23 protein-coding genes and 4 tRNA genes are annotated in these 24003 nt (G+C 71.1%); 7 read left to right on the top strand and 20 right to left on the bottom strand.

Annotation, left to right across the window (positions count from 1 at the left end; translation table 11 throughout):
* Positions 1-119: 119 nt before the first annotated feature.
* The 3 genes from Csp2054_RS02980 to Csp2054_RS02970 all read right to left on the bottom strand — a co-directional run bounded on the left by Csp2054_RS02980 (position 120) and on the right by Csp2054_RS02970 (position 3518).
* Complete coding sequence (locus Csp2054_RS02980) at positions 120-1421, bottom strand: extracellular solute-binding protein (protein ID WP_096897812.1); 1302 nt, start codon at positions 1419-1421, stop codon at positions 120-122.
* Positions 1422-1557: 136 nt separating this feature from the next.
* Entirely contained in the window at positions 1558-2739 is a 1182-nt protein-coding gene (locus Csp2054_RS02975; RefSeq protein ID WP_255252590.1) for a Gfo/Idh/MocA family protein, read from the bottom strand.
* The gene (locus Csp2054_RS02970) at positions 2736-3518 is read right to left on the bottom strand and encodes a sugar phosphate isomerase/epimerase family protein (protein ID WP_255252589.1); all 783 of its coding nucleotides are present in this window, start codon (positions 3516-3518) and stop codon (positions 2736-2738) included. The genes Csp2054_RS02975 and Csp2054_RS02970 overlap by 4 nt, the downstream gene beginning before the upstream one ends.
* A 109-nt stretch (positions 3519-3627) precedes the next feature.
* Here Csp2054_RS02970 and Csp2054_RS02965 point away from each other — a divergent pair, with 109 nt between their 5' ends.
* Positions 3628-4839 (top strand): ROK family transcriptional regulator, encoded by a 1212-nt coding sequence (locus Csp2054_RS02965; protein ID WP_176491527.1) that lies wholly within the window; start codon positions 3628-3630, stop codon positions 4837-4839.
* A 48-nt stretch (positions 4840-4887) separates the two neighbouring features.
* A complete protein-coding gene (locus tag Csp2054_RS02960; RefSeq protein ID WP_096897811.1) occupies positions 4888-5586 on the top strand; it encodes a YqaJ viral recombinase family protein in 699 nt (232 codons plus the stop codon).
* A 48-nt stretch (positions 5587-5634) separates the two neighbouring features.
* On the opposite strand, the gene Csp2054_RS02955 is transcribed toward Csp2054_RS02960, so the two are convergent.
* From Csp2054_RS02955 to Csp2054_RS02930, 6 genes are all read right to left on the bottom strand, one after another.
* Positions 5635-6243, bottom strand: a complete 609-nt coding sequence (locus Csp2054_RS02955) for a Pr6Pr family membrane protein (RefSeq protein WP_096897810.1) — start codon at positions 6241-6243, stop codon at positions 5635-5637.
* 126 nt (positions 6244-6369) lie between these two features.
* Positions 6370-7059, bottom strand: coding sequence for a 50S ribosomal protein L1 (gene rplA, locus Csp2054_RS02950; RefSeq protein ID WP_096897809.1), 690 nt, complete (start codon positions 7057-7059; stop codon positions 6370-6372).
* A gap of 73 nt (positions 7060-7132) precedes the next feature.
* On the bottom strand, positions 7133-7564 hold the full coding sequence (gene rplK, locus Csp2054_RS02945) for a 50S ribosomal protein L11 (RefSeq protein WP_017888638.1): 432 nt from the start codon (positions 7562-7564) through the stop codon (positions 7133-7135).
* Positions 7565-7685: 121 nt separating this feature from the next.
* Positions 7686-8732: a transcription termination/antitermination protein NusG gene (gene nusG, locus Csp2054_RS02940; RefSeq protein WP_096897808.1), complete on the bottom strand. Its 1047-nt coding sequence runs from the start codon at positions 8730-8732 to the stop codon at positions 7686-7688.
* 91 nt (positions 8733-8823) lie between these two features.
* Positions 8824-9102: a preprotein translocase subunit SecE gene (secE, locus tag Csp2054_RS02935; protein WP_096897807.1), complete on the bottom strand. Its 279-nt coding sequence runs from the start codon at positions 9100-9102 to the stop codon at positions 8824-8826.
* Between the two features lie 20 nt (positions 9103-9122).
* Positions 9123-9195: transfer RNA gene (locus Csp2054_RS02930), tRNA-Trp, on the bottom strand.
* A 173-nt stretch (positions 9196-9368) separates the two neighbouring features.
* Between Csp2054_RS02930 and Csp2054_RS02925 the strand changes: the two genes are divergently transcribed.
* Positions 9369-10550, top strand: coding sequence for a pyridoxal phosphate-dependent aminotransferase (locus Csp2054_RS02925; RefSeq protein WP_411897133.1), 1182 nt, complete (start codon positions 9369-9371; stop codon positions 10548-10550).
* A 130-nt stretch (positions 10551-10680) separates the two neighbouring features.
* Here Csp2054_RS02925 and Csp2054_RS02920 read toward each other — a convergent pair whose 3' ends face one another.
* The 3 genes from Csp2054_RS02920 to Csp2054_RS02910 are packed head-to-tail and all read right to left on the bottom strand — an operon-like array spanning position 10681 to position 12598.
* Entirely contained in the window at positions 10681-11727 is a 1047-nt protein-coding gene (locus Csp2054_RS02920) for a UDP-N-acetylmuramate dehydrogenase (protein WP_096897805.1), read from the bottom strand.
* A gap of 2 nt (positions 11728-11729) precedes the next feature.
* Complete coding sequence (locus Csp2054_RS02915) at positions 11730-12152, bottom strand: MaoC/PaaZ C-terminal domain-containing protein (RefSeq protein WP_096897804.1); 423 nt, start codon at positions 12150-12152, stop codon at positions 11730-11732.
* Positions 12149-12598 (bottom strand): MaoC family dehydratase N-terminal domain-containing protein, encoded by a 450-nt coding sequence (locus Csp2054_RS02910; protein WP_096897803.1) that lies wholly within the window; start codon positions 12596-12598, stop codon positions 12149-12151. Before Csp2054_RS02910 ends, Csp2054_RS02915 begins: the two co-directional genes overlap by 4 nt.
* A gap of 110 nt (positions 12599-12708) precedes the next feature.
* Here Csp2054_RS02910 and Csp2054_RS02905 point away from each other — a divergent pair, with 110 nt between their 5' ends.
* Complete coding sequence (locus tag Csp2054_RS02905) at positions 12709-13098, top strand: hypothetical protein (protein ID WP_141399096.1); 390 nt, start codon at positions 12709-12711, stop codon at positions 13096-13098.
* Between the two features lie 43 nt (positions 13099-13141).
* Here Csp2054_RS02905 and Csp2054_RS02900 read toward each other — a convergent pair whose 3' ends face one another.
* The gene (locus Csp2054_RS02900) at positions 13142-13984 is read right to left on the bottom strand and encodes a helix-turn-helix domain-containing protein (protein WP_096897801.1); all 843 of its coding nucleotides are present in this window, start codon (positions 13982-13984) and stop codon (positions 13142-13144) included.
* Between the two features lie 73 nt (positions 13985-14057).
* On the opposite strand from Csp2054_RS02900, the gene Csp2054_RS02895 reads away from it, so the two are divergent.
* On the top strand, positions 14058-16268 hold the full coding sequence (locus Csp2054_RS02895) for a hypothetical protein (RefSeq protein WP_141399095.1): 2211 nt from the start codon (positions 14058-14060) through the stop codon (positions 16266-16268).
* Positions 16269-16371: 103 nt separating this feature from the next.
* Here Csp2054_RS02895 and Csp2054_RS02890 read toward each other — a convergent pair.
* From Csp2054_RS02890 to Csp2054_RS02870, 5 genes are all read right to left on the bottom strand, one after another.
* A tRNA-Met gene (locus Csp2054_RS02890) sits at positions 16372-16445 on the bottom strand.
* Between the two features lie 33 nt (positions 16446-16478).
* A tRNA-Thr gene (locus Csp2054_RS02885) sits at positions 16479-16550 on the bottom strand.
* Between the two features lie 93 nt (positions 16551-16643).
* A complete protein-coding gene (locus Csp2054_RS02880; RefSeq protein WP_096897799.1) occupies positions 16644-17819 on the bottom strand; it encodes a M23 family metallopeptidase in 1176 nt (391 codons plus the stop codon).
* A 153-nt stretch (positions 17820-17972) separates the two neighbouring features.
* Positions 17973-18803: an inositol monophosphatase family protein gene (locus Csp2054_RS02875; RefSeq protein ID WP_096897798.1), complete on the bottom strand. Its 831-nt coding sequence runs from the start codon at positions 18801-18803 to the stop codon at positions 17973-17975.
* Positions 18804-18872: 69 nt separating this feature from the next.
* Positions 18873-18954, bottom strand: a tRNA-Tyr gene (locus tag Csp2054_RS02870).
* Positions 18955-19098: 144 nt separating this feature from the next.
* On the opposite strand from Csp2054_RS02870, the gene Csp2054_RS02865 reads away from it, so the two are divergent.
* Both Csp2054_RS02865 and cls read left to right on the top strand, forming a co-directional pair.
* Positions 19099-19587 carry a YajQ family cyclic di-GMP-binding protein gene (locus Csp2054_RS02865; protein WP_096897797.1) on the top strand — a complete coding sequence of 163 codons (489 nt, stop codon included), beginning with the start codon at positions 19099-19101 and terminating at the stop codon, positions 19585-19587.
* A gap of 35 nt (positions 19588-19622) precedes the next feature.
* Positions 19623-21083 (top strand): cardiolipin synthase, encoded by a 1461-nt coding sequence (cls, locus tag Csp2054_RS02860; protein ID WP_096897796.1) that lies wholly within the window; start codon positions 19623-19625, stop codon positions 21081-21083.
* A 155-nt stretch (positions 21084-21238) separates the two neighbouring features.
* Here cls and Csp2054_RS02855 read toward each other — a convergent pair whose 3' ends face one another.
* Both Csp2054_RS02855 and Csp2054_RS02850 read right to left on the bottom strand, forming a co-directional pair.
* On the bottom strand, positions 21239-22396 hold the full coding sequence (locus tag Csp2054_RS02855; protein ID WP_096897795.1) for a heparan-alpha-glucosaminide N-acetyltransferase domain-containing protein: 1158 nt from the start codon (positions 22394-22396) through the stop codon (positions 21239-21241).
* Between the two features lie 7 nt (positions 22397-22403).
* Positions 22404-23777, bottom strand: a complete 1374-nt coding sequence (locus Csp2054_RS02850; protein WP_096897794.1) for an FAD-dependent oxidoreductase — start codon at positions 23775-23777, stop codon at positions 22404-22406.
* Positions 23778-24003: the final 226 nt, after the last annotated feature.

Below are 24003 nucleotides of genomic sequence, written 5' to 3'. Positions count from 1 at the left end.
GGCAGCGGTGGGGAGGAACGACATGCGTGAGCGGTTCGGCTCACCCCGGCCGGAAGGCCGGGTGGGGCGGAGGCCCGGGGACGCGTCCTGACGGACGCGGCCCCGGGCCTCCTGGCGGATCAACCAGCAGCCTGGGACACCTGGTCCTGGGCGGTCTGCAGCGCGCTCTTGATGTCGCTGTCGGACACCGAGCCGCCGGTGGCGATCTTGGCGAACATGTCGTTCATCGCCTTGCCGACGGTGGACTCGAACTGGTCCTCTGCGGGGACGAGCGGGAGCGGCTTCGCCTTGTTGTTGTAGATGTCGAGGAACGTCTTCGTCTGCTCGTCGGTGACCGAGTCGGCAGCGGAGGCGAGCACCGGCAGGGCCGAGTACGGCTTGTCGAGCGTGGACTGCACGTCCGCACTCGTCATGTACTTGACGAACTTCAGGGCGCCGTCCTTGTTCTTCGTGTTCTTGAAGATGGACAGGTTGATGCCGGCCGGGAAGGACGCGATGTCCTTGCCGCCCTGCGGGGCCGGGAACGGCACGACGCCGAACTCGTCGGCGGACATGCCGTTCGAGGTGATCGTCGCGTTGGCGTTGTTCTGCGTCAGCATCATCGCGGCCTTCTTGTTCGCGAAGTCCGAGACCGCCTGCGTGCCGTTGTCGTACTGGGCGTTCGACTTGTTGACGACCTTGTCCGACTGCATCAGGTCGAGGTAGCGCTTGATGCCGTCGACGTTCGCCTTCTGGGTGAAGGTCGGCTTGCCGTCGCTGTCGAACCACTCGCCGCCGTTCTGCGCCGAGTTGATGAACGCGAAGTGCGCGTTCTCGGTGTACGAACCACCCGCGATGGTGAAGCCGTACTTGCCGTCCGTCGTGAGCTTCTCCGCGTCGGAGACGAGCTCCTCCCACGTGGTCGGCGCCTCGATCCCGGCGTCCTTGAACATCTGCTTGTTGTAGTACAGGCCGTACGCGAGCCCGTACAGCGGGACGCTCGTGACGGTCTTGCCCGGAGCACCACCGGTGGAGAGTGCGACCTTGCCGAACTTGTCGGAGCCGCCGATCGCCTTCATCTCCGAGTCACCGAACGGCAGGAACGCCCCGGTGGCCTGGAGCGAGGTCGCCCAGGTGTTGCCGATGTTGACCACGTCCGGGCCCTGGCCCGAGGTGACCGCGGTGGTGATCTTCGTCTGCAGGTCGTTCCAGCCGATGACCTGGAGGTTGACCTTGATGCCGGTCTCCTTGGTGAACTCCTTGAGGACCGGCGTGAGCACCTCCTTGTCGTTCTGCAGGGACGTGCCCTGGTTCGACGCCCAGTAGGTGAGCGTCTTGGAGTCGCCGGACGAACCGGAGCCTCCGGAGGAGCAGGCCGCCAGGCCGGTCACGGTGAGTGCCGCGGCCGCGGTGATTGCCAGTGCGCGGATGGCAGTGCGCATGACTCTCTCTTTCTCGTCGTTGAGATGGTGCTGTGGTGGTGGTGCTGTCGGGTGCTGCTGTGCCGGCGGTCGGGCTGCGGTGCCCGGCCGCCGTGCGGTCCGCGGGTGCGGTCCGCGTGTGGGGTCGACCCGGCCGTCAGGCCAGGGTCGACTCCGCGGGGTCCCAGCCCTCGGGGAGGGTCGGGGAGGGTTCGACGGTGCTCTGGACGAACACCGTCTCACCACGTTCGGCGCTCTCGGCGATGGAGACCATCACGTCGAGGACGTGGAAGGCGAGGGCACCGGGGACCCGGTTGCCGACGCCGGCGCGGATCGAGCGGGCGAGGTCGACCACGCCCGTGCCGCGCGAGTAGGTGGAGCCGATCGCGGGGATCGTCTCGGGTTCCTCGGCGCCGGCCGCGTAGAGCTCGGTGTCGCCGTCGAAGTTGTTCGGGTCGGGGAACACGACCGTGCCGGTCTCGCCCGCGATCTCGACGAAGCCGGTGCGGCCGCGGGTCGACTCGAACGAGAACACGCTCTGCGCACTCCCGCCGTTCTCGAACTCGATGAGCGCCGAGTGGTTCGTCGGCACCTCGACGGGGAACTCCGTGCCGGCCTTCGGGCCGGAGCCGATCACCCGCGTCGCACGGGCCTTCGACGCGGTCGCCGTCACCTTGGACACGGGGCCGAACACCTGCACGAGGGTCGTGAGGTAGTACGGGCCGATGTCGAACAGCGGGCCGGCGCCGTACGCGAAGAGGAACTCGGGGCTCGGGTGCCACGACTCCGGGCCGGGGCTCTGGAAGAGCGTCAGCCCGTTGAGGGGCGCACCGATCCGGCCGTCGCGGATCGTGCGCAGTGCCGTCTGCAGGCCCGCACCGAGGAAGGTGTCGGGCGCGACACTGACCGTCTTGCCGGCGGCGACCGCGGCGTCGCGGAGCTGCGCTGCACTCTCGCGGTCGAGGGCGTACGGCTTCTCACCCCACACGTGCTTGCCGGCGGCGAGGATCTGCATCGCGACCTCGACGTGGGCGGCCGGGATGGTGAGGTTGACGACGATCTCGATGTCGTCGTGCGCGAGGAGCTGCTCGACCGTGCCCGAGCCGGCGACGCCCCACTTCTCGGCCTGGGCGGCAGCGCGCGGCAGGTCGATGTCGGCGATGAAGTGGACCGCCACGTCGGGGAAGACCGTGAGGTTCGAGAGGTACTGGTCCGAGATCACCCCGGCGCCGATGACGCCCACGCCGACGGGACCCGTCCGGCGCGCGCTGCCCGTCGTGGTGTCGGTCGTCGTGTCCGTCGTGGTGTCGGACGTCGTGTCCGTCGTGGTGTCGGTCATGCGCGGGCCCCCTCGAGGAACGTGTACGAGTCGGCCACGGCCTGGAAGACGTCGCCCTCGTGGTCGTCGAGCTCGACGACGTGCAGGGCGTCGGGCGCGGCGGCGAGGATCTCGCGCACCGGCATGATCCCGTCGCCGACGGCCACCTGCTTCTTGTCGTCGTGCGAGCCGTCGCCGTCCTTGACGTGCAGGAACCGGACCTTGTCACCGAGCCGCTCGAGGACGGCGACCGGGTCGTCCCCGCCGACCTTGGCCCAGTACGTGTCGAGTTCGAGCACGACGTCATCGGACAGGGCGTCGGCGAACACCTGGTAGGCGCTCGTGCCGTCGATGTGGTTCGAGAACTCGAAGGCGTGGTTGTGGTAGCCGAGGGTGAGCCCGTGCTCGGCGGCGCGCGGCGCGAGGGCGCTGAGTTCGCGGGCGATCGCCTCGACGTCCTCGCGGGAGGTCCAGCGGGCCTCGTCGATGTGCGGGTCGATCAGGGTCGTGATGCCGGCCGTGACGCTCGCACGGAGGATCGCGTCGAGGCCCTGCTCGTCGGCGTCCAGCAGCCGGGCGTGACCGCTCGGCGCCGCGAGTCCCGCGGCGTCGAGTGCGTCGCGGAGTTCACCGGCACGGTCGACGTAGCCGAAGAGCTCGACGTTCGTGTAGCCGATGTCGGCGATGCGCCGGAGCGTGCCGGGCAGGTCGGCAGAGAGGGCGTCACGGACGGTGTAGAGCTGGACCGAGAGCGGTTGGGTCACCAGGGGGTTCTCCTCGTCGAGATAGCGGATCGTCACTGACCGGTCGTCACACTATGACCACTTCTGTCGGCGGTCAAGCAGAAGTCCAGCGAAACTCGACATACTTCGTTGCGTGTCGCGCTCGATGTATGGTTCACTCCCGATCATGGTCGACTTGACTCGGACGGCAGCGTCGCCGCCGGTCGGGACGAGCGAGCTCTTCCAGATCCTGCGCGACGGCGTCCCACGGACCCGGGCAGAGCTCGCCAGCCTGACAGGACTGGCACGCTCGACGATCGCCGTGCGCCTGGACGCCCTGATCGAGGTCGGGCTCATCGGCCCCGTGCAGACGGCGGCCTCCACCGGTGGTCGCCCGCCGGCGCAGGTGGCGCTCATGCCCCGCGCCCGACTCGTCGTCGCCGCCGACCTCGGCGCCTCGCACGGCCGGGTCGCCGTCACCGACCTCACCGGCACGTCGCTCGCGACCCGAGAGGCCAGCATCGACATCGCCGCCGGTCCGGTCCCGACGCTGACGTGGCTCGTCGACGCCGTCGACGAGCTGCTCGTCGAGGTCGGTCGTCTCCGGGACGACGTCGTCGCGATCGGCATCGGCGTGCCCGGCCCGGTCGAGTTCTCCACCGGCCGACCCGCCAACCCGCCGATCATGCCCGGCTGGGACGGCTTCGACGTCCCCGCCTTCATCCACCAGCACATCGCCGCGCACGTCCTCGTCGACAACGACGTCAACATCGCGGCGCTCGGCGAACGGCAGCACGGTTGGGCCGGGGTCGAGCACCTGCTCTTCGTGAAGGTCGCGACCGGGATCGGGTCCGGCATCGTCTCCGACGGCGTGCTCCAGCGCGGCGCCCAGGGGACGGCGGGCGACATCGGACACGTCCGGGTCGGCCGCGCCGAGGACATCCCGTGCCACTGCGGGAACACCGGCTGCCTCGAGGCGGTCGCCTCCGGCCCCGCCATCGCCAGGACGCTGCGCGGGAAGGGACTCGACGTCCGCACGAGCTCCGACGTCGTCGACCTCGTCGCCCGCGCGGACCTCGACGCGATCGCCGCCGTCCGTCAGGCCGGGCGCGACATCGGCGAGGTCCTCGCGACCTGCGTGTCGCTGATGAACCCCTCGGTGATCGTGCTCGGCGGTTCGGTCACCCGCGCCGGGGAGCACCTCCTCGCCGGGGTGCGCGAGGTCGTCTACGCACGGTCGATGCCCCTCGCCACCGAACACCTCGTCATCGCCCCGTCGCGGGCCGGCTCCCACGCAGCGCTGCACGGCGCCGCCGCACTCGCGATCGACTACGCCCTCTCCCCCGCCGGCGTGGACGAGCTCGTCGCGTTCGCCGAGGGCCGGCAGCTCGTGTCCTGACCGCGCGTCGGTTTCCGCCACGTCGGTGCCCGGGGTGACAATCGATCGGTGACGATCGTGCAGCCCACCCTGTGGGGCGACCTGGACCCCGGTGCGGAGGACGCCGCCCAGGAGGCACGGCTCGCGTCCGGCAACCGCGTCGCGTCCGAGCGTGGTGCGTTCACCGCGCTCCGCGGACACACCGAGCGCATCGTCGCGCACTCGTCGGACCGCGTCGCCTGGCTGCGGGCCCGCGCGATGGGCATCACGGCGACGGACGTCGCCCGGCTCGCCTCGCTCCGCGCGGTGCAGGCCGTGGTCGCCGACAAGCGCTACGGGTCGCGGTTCTCGGGCAACGTCTACACGGAGCACGGCAAGGAACGCGAACCCGTCATCGCCGCGTGGGTCGCCGCGACGCACGGGATCGAACCGTCCGCCCACCTCTTCCACGCTGCGGCGAACCGGGCGCACCTCGCGACCCCGGACGGCGTGGGCCGTGACGGCGACGGCCGTCTGGTGCTCGCCGAGATCAAGACCACGGCGAAGGCATGGCGGAGCATCCCGCGCCACTACCTCCGGCAGATCTGGTGGCAGCAGTACGTGCTCGGTGCCGACCGGACGCTGTTCGTCTGGGAGCGCCACGACGACTTCGTCCCCGCCCATGACGAACCCGAGTGTCGCTGGGTCGACCGCGACGACGACCAGATCCACGTCCTCATCGACCTGGCCGACCGGGTCCTCGACACGCTCCGCCGCGACCGGGTCTGACCTCGCCGCCGGACCGCGACGCCGACGCGCTCGACGCCGCTCGGCCCGCTACACCTTCACGAGCCGCAGCCGGCTCATCCCGACGACGAGCATGCCCATCAGCGCGATGAACACGGCGATCCCGAGGCAGTACAGCGCCACGACGCCGTAGCCCAGGGACGGGTTGAGGAACGGGTACGGCACCCACCCGTCGGTCGCGCCCCTGATCAGGATGACGACGAGCCACACCGCCGGGTAGAGCAGGAACCACCACACGTGGCGGAACAGCAGCCGGGCGCGGTCCGAGAACAGCAACCAGTCGAGCACCGCGTAGACGGGCATCACCTTGTGCAGGACGTCGTTCGACCACTGCACCGAGGTCTGCACGTCGACGTTGACCAGCAAGGTGTTGTACACGATGCCGGTCGTCGCGATGTACACCGTCGATGCCCCACGGAAGACACTGAGTGCCACGTCCGCGCGCTTCCGGCGGGCGGCGGCGACCAGGCACAGCGCGAACGCGAGCCCGATCATGATGTTCGACTGGATGGTGAAGTAGCCGAAGAAGTTGAAGAAGTTGTAGCTCGGCAGTTTCGAGCTCACCAGCCACTGGGCGAGGATCGCAGCGACGACCGCGATGACCGCGACGAGGCGGAGGGCGTTGACCAGGGTGCGCACGAGGTCACGCTATCGGGGCACGGGCGCGGATGTGCGAACGGCACGGGCGCGGATGCGCGAAGGGCCCGCACCGTCACCGGTGCGGGCCCTTCGTCCGAGTCGGGAGACTCAGATGCTGTGGACGACTCAGATGCTGTTGACGTCGAGCGGGATGCCCGGGCCGAAGGTCGTCGAGACGGCGCCCTTCATGATGTAGCGGCCCTTCGAGGCGCTCGGCTTGAGACGCACGATCTCCTCGAGCGCGGCCGAGATGTTCTCGTCGAGCTGCTCCGGCGTGAAGGAGGCCTTGCCGACGACGAAGTGCACGTTGGCGTGCTTGTCGACGCGGAACTCGATCTTGCCGCCCTTGATGTCGTTCACGGCCTGCGCCACGTTCGGGGTCACGGTGCCGGTCTTCGGGTTCGGCATGAGGCCACGCGGGCCGAGCACCTTGCCGAGACGACCGACCTTGCCCATGAGGTCCGGGGTCGCGACGGCCGAGTCGAAGGCGGTGTAGCCGTCGGCGACCTTCTGGATGAGCTCGTCGCCACCGACCTCGTCGGCACCGGCGGCGATGGCGGCCTCAGCAGCAGCACCGACCGCGAACACGATGACGCGGGCGGTCTTGCCCGTGCCGTGCGGCAGGATGACCGTGCCACGGACCATCTGGTCCGCCTTGCGGGGGTCGACACCGAGCTTCAGAGCGACCTCGACGGTGGAGTCGGTCTTCGCCGAACCCGTCTCCTTCGCCAGGGCGACGGCCTCGGACGGGGTGTAGAACTTGTCGGCCTCGATCTTCGCGGCCGCGGCCTGGTAGGCCTTGGACTTCTTCGCCATGGTGTTCTCCTCGGGAGCTACGTGGTTGACGAGCCGGCGCGGCTCTCCCACGGAAGGGTGTTGGGGGTGTGGATCAGGCCTCGACCGTGATGCCCATCGAGCGCGCGGTGCCGGCGATGATCTTCGCGGCCTGCTCGATGTCGTTGGCGTTCAGGTCGGCCTGCTTGGTCTCGGCGATCTGACGGACCTGGTCCATCGAGATCTTCGCGACCTTGACCGTGTGCGGGGTCGAGGACCCCTTCTGCACACCCGCAGCCTTCTTGATGAGCTCGGCGGCCGGCGGGGTCTTGAGGACGAACGTGAACGAACGGTCCTCGTAGACGGTGATCTCGACCGGCACGACGTTGCCACGCTGCGACTCGGTCGCGGCGTTGTACGCCTTGCAGAACTCCATGATGTTCACGCCGTGCTGACCGAGCGCAGGACCGATCGGCGGGGCCGGGTTGGCGGCGCCCGCGTTGATCTGCAGCTTGATCAGGCCCGTGACCTTCTTCTTCGGTGCCATGTGTTTCTTCCTCCTGGAAACGAACGCACGGGATGCCGTGCACTCTCCCGCTGGCCCGGCCGGTCCGGACCGCGGTGAAGCCCCGCACGCTCAGCGCACGGGGCCAAACCTGAGTAGCTTACTACAGCTTGGTGACCTGGTCGAAGCTGAGTTCGACCGGGGTCTCGCGCTCGAACAGCGAGACGAGGACGGTGAGCTTGCCGCTCTCGGGCTTGATCTCCGAGATCGAGCCCGGCAGGCCCGCGAACGAGCCTTCCTTGATGGTGATGGTCTCGCCGATCTCGAAGTCGACCTCGGCCTGCGGCTGCGCCTGCGCGGCACCGCCGGACTTCGCGCCGCCCTTGGCCGGAGCGGCCTCGGCGACCTGCACGAGCGACTTGAGCATGCCGAATGCCTCGTCGAAGCGGAGCGGCGTCGGGTTGTGGGCGTTGCCGACGAAGCCGGTGACACCGGGGGTGTGTCGGACGACCGACCACGAGTCCTCGTTGAGGTCCATGCGGACGAGCACGTACGAGGGGATCCGGACGCGGGTGACGAGCTTGCGCTGCCCGTTCTTGATCTCGACGACGTCCTCCATTGGGACCTCGACCTGGTAGATCGAGTCCTCCATCGACATCGACACCATGCGGTTCTCGATGTTCGACTTCACGCGGCGCTCGAAGCCCGCGTAGGAGTGGATGACGTACCACTTGCCCGGCTTCATCCGCAGCTCGGCCTTGAACGCCTCGTACGGGTCGACCTCGGCTTCGTCCGCGGCGTCGTCGTCCAGGGCCTCGTCGGCGGCGAGCGTCTCGTTGGCCTGCTCGGCGGTCTCAGCCTCGAGCTCGACCTCTTCCTCGTCCTCGACCGCCTCGACGGCGGCCTCTGCCTCGTCCACGGTGTCGACCTCGAGCGCGTCGTCGACGACGGCGTCGGCCTCCGGGTCACGCGACTCCTGCAGCGCGGTCAGCGCCTCGTCGAGTCCGGCGTCGACGGTGCCGTCGTCCGGCTCGTCGCTCAGGCCCAGGGACTCGTCGTCGGCGTCCTCGACCGAGACCGCACGCTCCTCGGCGGACTCCGCCGAGAGCTCCTCGCCCGTCTCGACGTCGCCTTCCTGGTTCTCCTCGACCTCGGAGGACTGCTCGGCAGCCGTCGCGAGGTCGATGTCGTCGCGGGAGTTGTCAGACAATGTCGAATCTTTCCGTTCGGTGGTGCGGATCGGGTGGGCGATCGATCACGGTGGCGGGTGATCGTGCCGCCGGGGCTGTCGGACCAGCCGGTCAGGCCGTCGGCCCGTTGCCGAACACGTAGCCGACGCCGAGACCGAACACGAAGTCGAGGACCGAGACCAGGACCATCATCACGAGCACGAAGACCAGGACGACCACGGTGTAGCTGAAGAGCTCCTTGCGGGTCGGCGTGACGACCTTGCGCAGCTCCGCGATGACCTGGCGGATGAACAGGGCGATGGCAGCGAACGGCCCGCGGCGCGCTGCGCGGTCCTGCTTCGCCTTGGCGACGACGTCGTCCGCCGTCGCTTCCACGTCTTTGCTCGCCAACTTCTACCCTTCCAGATGTGCAGGGCGGACAGGACTCGAACCTGCAACCTGCGGTTTTGGAGACCGCTGCTCTACCAATTGAGCCACCGCCCTTCAGAGCGCATCACGTCACCGATCCGCGTTCCGGTGGTCGAGTGTACGGGAGTCCGTCACACGGTGTCCACTTGACGGATGCTCCGGCGTGCCGCGCCGCTAGGCTGGGAGCCGTGAGCACCGCAGCCGAAGGCCCCGAGTCCACCGCCCGCCCCGCCGCCACGACGCCGCGCATCGCGTCCCGCATCGCGGCCATCGCCGAGTCGGCGACGCTCAAGGTCGATGCCAAGGCCAAGGCGCTCAAGGCCGCGGGTCGACCGGTCATCTCCTTCGCCGCGGGCGAGCCGGACTTCGCCACCCCGCAGCACGTCGTCGACGCCGCCGTCGCCGCCGCGCAGGACCCGAGGAACCACCGATACACGCCGGCCACGGGACTGCCCGAGCTGAAGCAGGCGATCGCCGACAAGACCGCTCGCGAGTCGGGCGTGTCGGTCGACCCGTCGCAGGTCATCGTCACCAACGGCGGCAAGCAGGCCGTCTACCAGGCGTTCCAGACGATCGTCGACGAGGGCGACGAGGTCCTCCTGCCCGCGCCGTACTGGACCACCTACCCCGAGGCGATCCGGCTCGCCGGCGGCGTCCCGGTCGAGGTCTTCGCCGGGAGCGACCAGGACTACCTGGTGACGGTGGAGCAGCTCGAGGCCGCCCGCACCGAGAAGACGAAGGCGCTGCTGTTCTGCTCCCCGTCGAACCCCACCGGTTCCGTGTACAGCGCGGAGCAGACGAAGGCGATCGGCGAGTGGGCCCTGGAGCACGGCATCTGGGTGATCAGCGACGAGATCTACCAGGACCTCGTGTACGACGACGTCCGCTTCACCGGCATCCTCGACGCGGTCCCGGACCTCGCTGACACGACGATCCTCGTCAACGGGGTCGCGAAGACGTACGCCATGACGGGCTGGCGCGTCGGGTGGTTCATCGGCCCGGCCGACGCCGTCAAGGCCGCGTCGAACCTGCAGTCGCACCTCTCGAGCAACGTCTCGAACGTCTCGCAGCGCGCGGCGATCGCGGCCCTGACCGGCCCGCAGGAGCCCGTCGCGGCCATGCGCGAGGCGTTCGACCGGCGTCGCCGCGCGATCGTCGACGGACTGAACGCGATCCCGGGCTTCGTCACGCCGACGCCGAAGGGCGCGTTCTACGTCTACCCCGACGTCACCGCGCTGCTCGGCCGCGAGTGGGCCGGCTCCACGCCGACGACCACGCTCGAGCTCGCGGACCTCATCCTCGAGCACGCCGAGGTCGCGGCGGTCCCCGGCGAGGCCTTCGGTCCCTCGGGCTACCTGCGGCTGTCGTACGCCCTCGGCGACGACGACATCGCCGAGGGCGTCGCCCGCCTGGCGAAGCTCTTCGGCTAGCGCGCCGCACCCCGCGACGCACATCGCGCCCCGTCACGACGGGGCGCGATGTGCGTACCGGGGTGCGGTCGCTGCGTGGTGCGGTCCGCGCACGGCGCACCGGACGGGAGGCACGGCTCGGTCCCGGCGGTCAGCTCGCGGCGAGCAGGTCCCCGACCGCGACGGGCTCGGGCACGAGGGCGACCCCGAACCGGTTGAGGACCGTCACCTGGACGTACCGGGCCAGTTCGGCCACCTGCGCCGCGGACGCTCCCCCGCGGTTCGTCAGCGCGAGCGTGTGCTTCGACGAGATCGCCGCGCACGACCCGGGCAGGGCGTACCCGCGGTGCACCCCGGCGTGCTCGATGAGCCAGGCGGCGCTGAGCTTGACGTCGTCGCCGGCGGGCCAGCGCGGCGCCTCCGTCGGCAGGGTCTCGGCGAAGGACGCGGAGACGATCGGGTTGGTGAAGAAGGACCCGGCGCTCCAGGTGTCGGGATCGGCGTCGTCGAGCACCATGCCCTTCGACGCGCGGAGCCGCAGCACCTCGTCGCGGACCGTCGCCGGGGCGACCCGGTCCCCGAGTTCCACACCGAGCGACCCCGCGAGCTGGGCGTACCGGACCGGGACGCCGGCGTCGGCGGCGACCCCGAGGTGGAACTCGACCGTCAGCACCACGCCGCGTCGGCCGTGCTTCAGGGTGGACGAGCGGTAGCCGAGCGCCAGCTCGGCCGCCGGGACCCACGCGCGCTCCCCCGTCGCCGCGTCGAGGAACTCGATCCGGGTGAGCACGTCGGACAGCTCGACCCCGTAGGCGCCGATGTTCTGCACGGGGGCGGCGCCGACCGTGCCCGGGATGCCGCTGAGCGCCTCCAGGCCGGTCCACCCGCGCGCGACCGTCGACGCGACGAACGCGTCCCACGGCTCGCCGGCCGCGACGCGGACGGTGACGCCGTCGGCGCCCGGGACGTCCGGCGGTACCTCCTCGACGCCGCGTGTGCGGACGAGTACGACGGTGCCGTCGAAGCCCGCGTCGGCGACGAGCAGGTTGCTCCCACCGCCGACGACCAGCCAGTCGTCGTCGGCCCACGCGGTGCGTGCGTGCGCGACGAGCTCGTCGGTGGTCGTCGCCGTCAGCAGGGTGCCCGCGGGACCGCCGACGCGCAGCGTCGTGAGGTCGGCGAGGACGGTGTCCGTCACGGTCAGCGGAAGGCCACCGTGACCTGCGCCTTGCCGAGCACGGTCTGCCCGGCGGCGGTCACGGTGAGGTCGATGCGCTGCGGACGGCCCTCGTCGTCGACGGTGCCGACCTTGGCGACGACCCCGACGGTGGCTCCGTCCTGCGGGTCGACGACGACCGGTCGGGTGAAGCGGACGCCGTAACGGGCGATCCACCCGCGGTCGCCGAGCCACTCGGACACCGGCTGGACGGCGAGCCCCATGGTGAGCATGCCGTGCGCGAGCACGCCGGGCAGCCCCACCGAGGCGGCGACGTCGTCGCTGTAGTGGATCGGGTTGAAGTCCCCGGAGGCACCGGCGTAGCGGACGAGCGCGTCACGCGTCAGGTGGACCTCGCGCTCGGCGACGACCGTGCCGACGCTCGCGGTGGTGGTCTGGGTGCTCATGCGTCATCTCCCCGGACGACGAGGGTGGAGGTCGCGGTGACGACGTGCTCGCCGGACGCGTCGACCACGGCGGACTCGGCGGTGACCATGGCGTTGCCGCCGAGGGTCTTCACGGCGGTCACGGTCAGGGTGGCCGTCAGCTCGTCGCCGGCGACGATCGGGCGGTCGTAGGTGAAGGCCTGCTCCCCGTGCACCACGCGCGAGAAGTCGATGCCCGCGTCCGGTTCGGCGAGCAGCTGCGCGAGCGTCGCCTCCTGCACGACGACCGCGAACGTGGCCGGTGCGACGACGTCGGCGTACCCGGCCGCCCGCGCGGCCTCGGGCTCGTGGTGGATCGGGTTGGTGGCGAAGACCGCGCGCGAGAACTCGCGCACCTTCTCGCGCCCGACCAGGTAGGGCTGGGCCGGCGGGAACGTCCTGCCGACGAGCTCGGGGTTCACAGACACGTCCGGCAGTCTAGCGAGGAGCCCCGACACCATGGCTACGTGAGAATGCATCGGGTATGCTGCGACGGTGTCGACGCGGGGGCGTCGCCGAGCTCGGGGAGGGAGCCACGATGGAACAACGCACGGACTACGCCGTCCACACCGGCGATCGGGGGACCGCCATGGAGGTGGCCGGCGCGGCGCTCCGGCGGAGCGGACACGCGGTGACCTCCACCGGCGGCACGCTCACCGCGACGGCCGGCAGTCGGGCGCTGACGATCCTGCTCGGAGCGCTCGTGCACCCGTCCCGGCAGTTCCGGCGGTACGAGGTGTCGACGACCGTGACGGGCGCCTCGACGACCCTGTCCGTCCGGGCGACCGTGCACGGCACCGCGGTCGCCGGGGGGCCGATCGGCGCCGAGCGTCGTCGTTCCGCGTGGCGTCAGGTCACCGGGACGGTGGAGACGGCGCTCCGGGCGGCCGGGGTCCTGGTCGGGCGGACGGACCACGGGCACCACTGAGGTCGGGGCCGCCGGGCACTGCTGAGCGCGGAGCCGCGGGACGTCAGAGCAGTGCCCGGTCGTCGACGGACGCCGTCCGACGGCGGTACGCGGACGGGGTGGTCCCGACGGCCGCCCGGAAGCGCTCGTAGAACTGGCTGGTCGACCCGAAGCCCGCAGCGAGCGCGACGTCGGTGACCGGCAGACGGCTCGACACGAGCAGGCGCTGCGCCTCCGCCAGCCGGCACTGGGCGAGGTAACCGCCGATGCTCGTCCCGGTCACCCGCTTGAAGAGTGCCATCGCGTGGCCGGGGTGCAGGTGGACGTGGGCGGCCACGTCCGCGACGCCGACCGGTTCGGCGAAGTGCCCCGCCACGAACGCGGCCATCGCCGCCACCCGCTCGGTCGACCCCGGGACCGGGGGCGCGGTCGTCCGACCGGCGTCCTCCGACAGGGAGATGCGCCGGACGAGCGCCTCCACCTCGAGCCGGGCGGTGCGGTCGACGAACGCGGAGGGGCCGCCGAGCTCGCGGGACCAGCGTGCGAAGCGGTCGACCAGGTCCCCCGCTCCCCCGGGGTCGTCGACCGCGCGCGGGATCACCAGCCGACCAGCGAGGAGCGACGAGACGAACGGGTCCGGCAGCCCCCACGCCAGGAACGCGGGCAGCGGGACGGTCAGCCAGGAGACGTGTGTGCCGGGCTCGACGTCGATGAGCTGGTGCGGCCGCGCCGCCCAGAACACGGCGACCCGGTGGGCGGGGATGCGGGTCCTCGTGCCGCTCAGCAGGTACGTCACGTCCGCGTCGCCGACGTTGAGCTCGACGTCGTCGTGCCGGTGGGCGGAGGTCATCGGGCCGGGTTCGTCCACCTCGGCGGCGAAGCCGAACGAGTGCTGTGCGACGGTCACCACCGTAGGATCCCAGAGTTTCCGATGATGCAGCGGGAAGACGTCCGGTCGGGTCGTTCGTAGCGTGGACGACATGTCCTTCGCACAGCCCTGCACCTCCACCCGTCGCGACTACCGCTGGGAGTGGCATCCCGACACCGACCGGTTCACCCTCCACGACCGACGCGGGCTCCTCGTCCTCGAGGCGCCGCTGCAGCCCGCCGTCCTGCTCGACCGCGGGGCGAGCGCACCGGGTCCGGTCCTCCGGGCGACCCTCGACCAGTCCGACGAGGACGGCGCCGACGTCCTGACGGTCGAGTACGAGGACGTGAACGGCGGCGACCTCCTGACGGTCCGGGTCCGGCTGGCGGACGACGGCGTCTGGTTCGACGCCCCCCGGTACCGCTCCGACCGGCAGGCCGAGGTGGTGTCGGTCCTGGCGTTCGCCGAGTGGGCGGACGGCGTCCCGGTCCCCGGCGTGCAGAGCGACTCGATCGTGCACCCCGGAGCCAGCGAGTCCTCGGCGCTCGGACCGGTGATCCCGGCGCAGCTGCGGCTCGACGTCACGACCTGGCTCGGACGAGGGTCGAACGACTGCGACGACATCGTCGCCGCGCAGTGGGGGCTGCCGGTGCACTACGTCGCCGGGTTCAGCATCGAGGGATCGATGTGCGAGCGGGGTGCACTCACGCGCGGCCTGTCCGCGTCGTGGTGCCTCGGGCTGACCGCGGTGCCGGCCGGGGACCTGCTGCTCCGCCACCGCCGTGGTCGCACCAGTCCCTGGCTGCGGACCCACTCCGACCTCTGGCACCAGGCCACGACCGGCGACGGGGACCTGGAGGTCGGGGCGTCCTGGGTCCTGACCGTCGCCGACACCTACGACGACGCGGTCCGCGACTACTACCGGGCGCTCCGGGACCGTGGGATCGTGCGGCCGCGGGAGCGCTCCGCCCGGCAGCTCGCGACGCTCGCCCGGTCGCAGTTCAACACCTGGGGCGCCCAGTGCGCCGCCGGCACCGCGCTCGACCGGTTCGACCAGGCCGCGCTCGAGTCGATCTACGACGACGTCCGTGCCAGCGGGATGTGCCCGGGGGTCTTCGTGATCGACGACAAGTGGGAGGGCGAGTACGGCCTGCTCGAACACGACCCCGAGCGGTTCCCGGACTTCGAGGGCTTCCTCGACCGTGTCCGGGCGGACGGGCTCGAGGTCGGGCTGTGGGCTGCGTTCCTCCGGTGCGACGACCCGGCGTCCCACGGACTGTCGCCCGAACACATGCTCTGCGACGCCGACGGGGTGCCGGTGCGCCGCGGCAACCACGACCACTCGTACTTCCTGTTCGACGTGTCCCAGGAGCCGGTGCGGCAGCGTCTCGCGGCACGTGCGCGGGCGTTCGTCGCCCGCTACCGGCCGAGCGTCGTGAAGTTCGACTTCGGCTACGAGCTCCCGGCGCTCGTCAACGCAGCTCCGGCGGACCGGTCGTGGGGAGGCGAGGTCCTCCTCGTCCGGGCGCTCGAACTCGTCATCGGCGCCATGCGCGAGGTCGACCCGGACATCGTCGTCATGTACTACAACCTGTCGCCGCTGCTGACCGACCACGTCGACCTGCACTCCGCCGACGACATGTACCTCAACGCGGACGAGTACCACGCGGAGGCCAACCGGCGACTCTTCTTCAGCTCGATCCTCGGCGAGCTCGGCGTCCCGAGCTACGGCAGCGGCGGGTACGACTGGCTGGAGATGGGCGACATCTGGCTCGACACCGCCGTGTTCGGCCCGGTCGGGTCGCTCGGCGCGTTCCACGGCGACCCGCGCGACTCGGCCCCGACGGGGATCGACATCGCCCACTACAACGGGCTCGCAGCCCTCACCCGTCCGACGCCGACCTTCACCGTGCGGCCGCTGACGCCGGCGTACCTCGGCGGGTCGACCGGGGCGCGCTCGTCCTCCTGGGCCCGGTACGAGGGAGACGCCCTCACGGCCCTCGTCTCCCGCCCGGACCGCCTCGACGGCAGCGGCGTCGCCCGCCGGCAGCACGTCGTGCGGACGGCAGCGCGGATCGCGGTCCTCAGCCGCACCGACGCTCCCCTCGACACGACCTCGGCACTCGGACTCGTGGCACTCGATCCCGACCCGGTCGAACTCCTGCGCCCGGACGCCCGTCGCGTCGTCGCGGTGGCGCACGCCGCGGACGGCAGCCGGACCGAGCTCCCCGTCGAGCGGACGGCGGAGGGCTTCCGGTTCAGCCCGGTCGCGGTCGGCGGCAGCGGATCACCGATCGAGTGGACCGAGGTGCTCCTCGACTGATCCCGGACGGGAACGGGTGGGCCCCGGCGAGCACGGGGCCCACCCCGGAACGACCGAACGGCGGCTGGGAACCAGCCGCCGTTCTCGATGTGTTCGGTTCGTGTAGCGAGGGCGGGACTTGAACCCGCGACACCACGATTATGAGCCGTGTGCTCTAACCAACTGAGCTACCCCGCCGGAGATCCGGATGCGACACGCGCTCCGGGTCGGAGCCCCGAGTCAGGATTGAACTGACGACCCCTTCCTTACCATGGAAGTGCTCTACCACTGAGCTATCGGGGCGATGTGCCGCGAACGGCACCACACGAGAGTAGCAGACCAGCGACGGTGCTCGGGAACCGGACCGGACTCCCGGGCGTGCCGCCCACCCGGCCGCTAGTTCGCGTTCTCCTCGAGCCACGCCAGCGGGTCCACCGGCACCCCGTCGACGTGGATCTCGAGGTGCAGGTGCGGCCCGGTCGAGTTCCCCGTGCTGCCGACCTCGCCGAGTTCGTCGCCGACGGAGACGTGCTGCCCGGTCACGACCTTGAAGGTGTTGTCCTTCATGTGGCCGTAGACGCTCACGAACTGCTTGCCGTCGACGTCGTGCGTCACCCAGACGTCGTTCCCGAACCCGCCGTCGTTCGCCTGGACCTTCGTGACGACACCGTCCGCGACGACACGGATCGGGGTGCCCTCGCCCGGGGCGAAGTCCACGCCCTGGTGGTTCGTCGAGCAGAACGAGCAGCCGGCGACCTGGCGACCGCCGAAGCCGGAGGTGATCGGGACACCGGTCAGGAACGGCCACTGGATCGTGCCGGCCGCGTCGTTCGTGAAGGCGGACGAGTCCGTGTGCGCGTACTGCGTCGCATCGGACACCGTGTACTGGTCGCGGTCCGTCGCGGACACGCCGGCGTCACCGACGCTGAGCGACTGCGTGCTGCCGTCCGTGGCGGTCAGGGCCGTGGTGGTCGAGGCCTCGGGCGTCCAGAGGGCCTGGGCGGGCAGGGAGGTCGACACGACGAGCCCGGCGGCGAAGAGCAGGGCGCCGACGGCCGTCACCCTGGACGCGGTCCGGCGGAAGGCCGATCCCGACGCCGCACCGGGAGCGGCCTGCTGGGCGCGCGACGGCGCGGGACGCGTCGCACCGGGACGCGTCACACCGGTCCGGGTCGCACCGCGCTGGACACCCCGGGTGGCACCGCGCTGGGCCGTGCCCGGCCGGACGGGGCCACGCCCCGGAGCCGAGCGGACCGGGCGGCCGGCGGTCGACGGCACCGCCTCGACCCGACCGACGTCGGGAGAGCTCGGAGCCGGGGGCGTGGCGGTGCCGACAATGGGCGCGGGCCGCACGGGCGACGCGGGCGCGAGGTCGATCGGCGAGGCCGGTGCGACGGCGTCGACGGGCGCACCCACGATGGCGGCGAACTCGTCGTCGGTCGCGGCAGGCGTCTGGGACCGTGCCGCGGCCCGCTCGGCCTCGATGCGCGCTCGTCGGGTCAGGTGGACGACCGGAGCGGGTGCGTCGACGGTGACGTCGGTCTGGACGGGCGATGGCGAGGCGTCTGGCATGCGTTCGGTGAGAGTCCTGATCGGGGGCAGTGAGCCGCTCGGTTGGTAACGAGCTGGTAACGGAACTCCTGAACGGTAGCAAAGGACACCACGGCCCGCCAGTCGTGTCCCCCGCCGCACCCCGACCCCAGTCCGAGGGCGGACGGCCGCTCGTCAGACCGGGTCGACGCCGAGTCCGACCGTCTCCGCGCGGTGCAGCAGCACCTCGAGCTCGTCGACGACCGCGGGGCTCGCGAACAGGAACGACCGCGTGTCCCCCGCCTGCCACGAGCGGACGACCGCCCCGGCGGCAGCGGCGACGATCGACCCGGCGGCCATGTCCCACGGGTTGATCCCGCGCTCGTAGTACGCGTCGACGGTGCCGTCGCCGACCGCGCAGCAGTCGAGCGCCGCCGAACCGCCGCGCCGGATGTCCCGCACGCTGCCGATCAGTTCGGCGAGGACCGCGACCTGGCCGCGCCGCCGCTCGGCCGTGTAGGCGAACCCCGTCGACAGCAGCGTCTCGGCGAGGGTCGCCGGCGACGAGGCCGTGACCGGCACGCCGTCCCGGAGCGCCGGTCCGCCCACCTCGGCCCGGAACACGGTCCCCGTCGCCGGCGCCACGACCACGCCGGCGACGGGTTCCCACGTCGCGGGGTCGGGCGCACCACGGACCACACCGATGCTCACCGCGTAGTCGAGCCGTCCGTACAGGTAGTTGACCGTGCCGTCGATCGGGTCGACGACCCAGGTGACGCCGGACGTGCCCGCGGAGTCGCCACCCTCCTCGCCGAGGACGGCGTCGTCGGGACGGACCTCGGCGATGCGGCGGCGGACGAGGTCCTCGACCTCCCGGTCGGCGGCCGTGACGACGTCGACGATGCTCGACTTCCGGTCGGCGACCTCGACCCCCTCGGCGCGGCGGCGAGCGGCGAGGGCGGCGGCCTCGCGGGCGATGGCCTCGGCGAGGTCGGCGAACTCGGACGGCGTGGGTTCAGTGGACATGCGTCCATCCTGGCCGGAACGCGCCGCCCGCAACGCGAGAACCCCCTCCGAGGAGGGGGTTCCGAGGTGTGGCGAGTGAGGGATTCGAACCCCCGAAGGCTACGCCGGCTGATTTACAGTCAGATCCCTTTGGCCGCTTGGGTAACTCGCCGTCGCGCACCCGGCCCGTGTGATCACCAACCGGAGGCGCGCAGAACAGCATAGCCGATGCGCGGGGGTGGTCGTGACCACCCCGAGCGGCGGGCCGACGGACGGTCCTGAACCGCTCCTCCCGGCCGCCGATAGGCTGTCCCGCATGGCAGACAGTTCCTTCGACGTGGTGAGCAAGGTCGACAAGATGGAGGCGGAGAACGCCGTCAACCAGGCGGCCAAGGAGATCGAACAGCGCTACGACTTCAAGGGTGCCGGCGCCTCGATCGCGTTCAGCGGGGAGGACGTCCTCATCAAGGCGAACTCCGAGGAGCGGGCCCGTGCGGTGCTCGACGTCCTGCAGTCGAAGGCGATCAAGCGCAGCATCAGCCTGAAGAGCCTCGACGCCGGCGACCCCTACCCCTCGGGCAAGGAGTTCCGCATCGAGGTGAAGTTCAAGAACGGCATCGAGCAGGACGTCGCGAAGAAGATCGGCGCGTTCCTCCGCGCCGAGGCGCCGAAGAGCGTGAAGAGCCAGATCCAGGGCGACGAGCTCCGGGTGTCCTCGAAGAGCCGCGACGACCTGCAGAACACGATCCAGCTGCTGAAGGGCGAAGAGTTCGACGTCCCGCTGCAGTTCGTGAACTTCCGCTGACGCCCGCGTCCGCCTGACCCGACACCGACGACCCCGTGGAGCACTGGCTCTCCGTCGCGATCACGATCCTGCTGGTCCTGCTCGACCTCGCGATCCGTGTCTTCTCGATCATCTACGTCCCGATCAACCGGAAGCCGCAGACCGCGACGGCCTGGCTGCTCGCCATCTTCCTGATCCCCTACATCGGGTTCATCGTGTTCCTGGTCATCGGGTCCACGAAGCTCCCCCGCGACCGCCGCGAGAAGCAGGCGGAGATCAACCAGTACATCCTCGACCAGACCGAGGGCATCGAGCGCGTCCGCAAGGACCACCCGTGGCCGCCGTGGCTCGAGAGCATCACCAAGCTCAACCGTGAGCTCGGGTCGATGCCGCTCGTCGGCGGCAACTCCGCGGAGCTCTACCCGGACTACGAGGAGTCGTACGCCGAGATGACGCGGGCGGTGGACCAGGCCCGGCGCTTCGTCCACGTCGAGTTCTACATCGCGACGCTCGACGACACGACCCGTCCGTACTTCGAGGCGCTCGCCCGCGCGCAGTCCCGCGGCGTCACCGTGCGGTTCCTGCTCGACCACTGGGCGAGCCGCGGCTACCCCGGGTACAAGGACACGCTCGCGTTCCTCGACCGCGCCGGGATCGAGTGGCACCTGATGCTGCCGCTCAAGCCGCTGCAGGGGAAGTTCCAGCGGCCGGACCTCCGGAACCACCGGAAGATCATGGTGATCGACGGCTCGGTGGCGTTCACGGGGTCGCAGAACCTCATCGACAAGTCCTACGACCTCGAGTCGCACAAGAAGCGCCGGATGGCCTACAAGGACCTGTTCGCGCGGTTCGAGGGGCCGGTGGTCGCCGGGCTCAACGCGCTCTTCGTCACCGACTGGTACAGCGAGACCGACGAACTGCTGTTGCGCGAGAGCGACCCGGTGCAGCGCGCCGACCGCGGCGATGCGCTCGACTGCCAGGTGGTGCCGTCCGGTCCGGGCTTCGACGGCGAGAACAACCTGCGCCTGTTCAACGCGCTGCTCTACTCGGCGCAGCAGAAGGTGTCGATCACGTCGCCGTACTTCGTGCCGGACGACTCGATGCTCTACGCCATCACCACGACCGCGCAGCGCGGGGTCGAGGTCGAGCTCTTCGTCGGCGAGATGGGCGACCACGCGATGACGTGGCACGCCCAGCGCTCCTACTACGAGGCCCTGCTCCGCGCCGGTGTGCGCATCTGGCTCTACCGCGCGCCGACGATCCTGCACGCGAAGCACTTCACGATCGACGACGAGGTCTCGGTGATCGGGTCGAGCAACATGGACATGCGCTCGTTCAGCCTGAACCTCGAGGTGTCCGTCATGGTGCGCGGCCGCCGCTTCGTGGACCAGCTGTGCGAGGTGCAGCAGGCGTACAAGGACCACAGCTTCGAGCTGACGCTCGACGCCTGGCTCGACCGCCCGCGTCGGTCGCAGGTGCTCGACAACGTGGCGCGGCTCACGGCAGCGCTCCAGTAGCGGCCGGACGGGAGGCGCGGCACGGGTCCGGCGGGCCGGCTGCGGTGGTGCGTCGGCGCGGCTCCGGCGGGGCGGCAGCGGGGGCGCTGCAGTGCCGCTGTGGCGGCGTCAGCGGTGCTGCGGTGCGGTGGCGCTGCAGTGCCGCGGTGGCGGCGTCAGCGGGCGATCGGGACGAGCCCGGTGAGCCGGGCCAGCAGGCGCTCGAGCGGCCCGCGGCCGAGCACCGTGCGCCACACCACGGCGAACAGCACGGACCCGATCGCGAACCACGCCCACGCCGCGCCACTGTCCGGGTACGCGGGGAGCGCCGCGATGACCACGAGGTGCAGCGCGTACACGGACAGCGGCATCGACCCGACGGCGGCGAGCGGGAGGGCGATCCTCGACGCCGTCCGCCCGCGCCCGTCGACGAGCAGACAGCACAGGCCGATCACCGCGACCGCCACACCGGTCGTGCCGACGACGTCGACGATCGACGAGGAGTGGTCGCGGGGCGACAGGAACACCTGCATGAGTGCGTCCGCCGGGGTCGCGCCCGCCGGGGCGTACGGGACGCCCGGGAACGCGAACACGGCGTCGTCGGGCAGCGGCGCGAGGAGGTTCCCGGCACCGTAGGCGACCACCGCGACCAGCGTGCCGGCCGCGAGGAGCGCGACCTGGGTGCGCCGCGCCTCCAGTCCGTCCGATGGTGCCCGCGTCGCGTCCACGCGACGCGCGGGCAGCCGGGCGACCGCCAGGCCCACCAGGACGTACGCGAGGAAGGTGACCACCGGGTAGACCAGGCCGAGCTGCACCTCCCAGGTGCCCGCGTCGGCGTAGGCGGGCGCGATCGCGAGGGCCGCCACGGGCGACAGTACGGCGCACGCCGCCGCGAGCACGAGCAGCCACCGTGCCCGCCAGCGCAGGACCGGGACCACCAGCACGAACAGCACGCCGTACGTCGGCAGGATCACGTACACCGGCGTGTCCAGCGCCATCAGGAGCAGGCCGACCGCGACCACCGCGGCTGCCCGGATCGCCAGCCGCGCCCGGACCCGGCCGATGGTCGGTGGGCCCGACGGCCGCGACCTCCCGCTCGTCAGCCCGATGGAGACCCCGGCGAGGACCGCGAACAACGACGACGACCGACCGTGCGCCACCGCGGCCCACGTGTCCGGCGCGGACCAGTCCACGGTGTCCGCGATGCCACCGACGTGCGTGCCGATCATGCCGAGCAGTGCGAGTGCCCGGGCGACGTCGACGCCCTGCAGCCGGGGTCCGGACGCGAGCACGCCCCGGACCGCGTCGGGCGGTGCGGGGCGTGCGGCGGTCATCGTCGGCTCAGTCCACCGACGCCGCTGCCCGACCGAGCGAGACGTCGACCATCTCGTCGCGCGGGACGACCTTGATCCGCTCACGACCCTGCGCCTCGCCGAGGGCGATCTCGTGCGCGTCGAGGTTGTGCCAGCCGTCGAGGTCGGTGTAGTTGACACCCCGCTCGCGCAGCAGCGCCGGGACCGCACCGTCCGAGGGGTCCTCCGGCGTCCACCAGCTCGCCTGGTCGTTCACGATGTGCTGCACGGTCTCCATCGCGTCGGACTTGGTGTGGCCGATGAGGCCGACCGGGCCGCGCTTGATCCAGCCGGTCGCGTACACGCCCGGGATCGGCGCGCCGTCCTCGCCGAGGACCTGGCCCTCCTGGTTGGGGATGACGCCGTACCGCTCGTCGAACGGCACCCCCGGCAGCGGCGAGCCGAAGTAGCCGACCGCGCGGTACACCGCCTGCACCGGGAGCTCCCGGACCTCGCCGGTTCCCTCGACACCGCCCTCGCCGTTCGGCCGGGTCCGCTCGTACCGGACGGCAGCGACGTGGCCGTGCTCGTCGCCCACGAACTCGAGCGGCTTCGCGTAGAAGTGCAGGTGCAGCCGTCGGCTCGCCTGCCCCACCTCGCGCTGCCGCCACTGCTCGAGGACGCGGTTCATGACCATGACCTGCTTGTTGGTCTGGATGGCGGTGCGCGAGGCCTCGTCGTGGTCGAAGTCCTCGTCGTACACCACCATGTCGACGTCCCGCAGCTCGCCGAGCTCGCGGAGCTCCAGCGGCGTGAACTTGACCTGCGCCGGGCCACGACGACCGAAGACGTGCACGTCCGTCACCGGGGACGCCTTGAGGCCCTCGTACACGTTGTCCGGGATCTCGGTCGGGAGCAGGTCGTCGGCGTGCTTCGCGAGGATGCGGGACACGTCGAGGGCGACGTTGCCGTTGCCGATCACCGCGACGCTCGAGGCGTCGAGCGGCCAGGTGCGGGGGACGTCCGGGTGCCCGTCGAACCAGCTCACGAAGTCGGCGGCGCCGTAGGAACCCTCGAGGTCGACACCGGGCACGTCGAGGGCGGCGTCCTTGATCGCCCCGGTCGAGAAGACCACGGCGTTGTAGTGCCGCTTGAGGTCGTCGAGCGTGATGTCCTCGCCGAAGCGGACGTTGCCGAAGAGGCGCACCACACCGCGGTCGAGCACGTCGCGCAGGGCGTTCACGATGCCCTTGATGCGGGGGTGGTCCGGAGCCACGCCGTACCGCACCAGGCCGTAGGGGGCGGGGAGCTGCTCGAACAGGTCGATCGACACGTCGTAGCCGTGCGCCTCGCGGAGGAGGATGTCGGCGGCGTAGATGCCGGCCGGGCCGGCGCCGACGATGGCCAGTCGGAGGGTGGGCACTGTTCGTCTCCAGTTCGTTGGGGGTCGTCGTCGGTGGGCGGCGTGCCTGCTGGCTGTGGCCGTCTTCGCCACCCGGGGGCTGCCGCTCGCCTGCTGGCGGTTGCCGGTCGGTCTGTCGGTCGGGCCGGTTGACCGGTCGAGCCGGTCGGGCCGGTCGGGCCGGTCGGGCCGGTCGGGCCGGTCGGGCCGGTCGGGCCGGTCGGGCCGGTTGGCCGGTTGGCCGTCG

Source organism: Curtobacterium sp. 'Ferrero' (genome assembly GCF_002412165.1).
Lineage (GTDB): Bacteria > Actinomycetota > Actinomycetes > Actinomycetales > Microbacteriaceae > Curtobacterium.
Note: the sequence above shows the minus strand (reverse complement) of the source record. Positions and strands in the feature narration are given on the sequence as shown.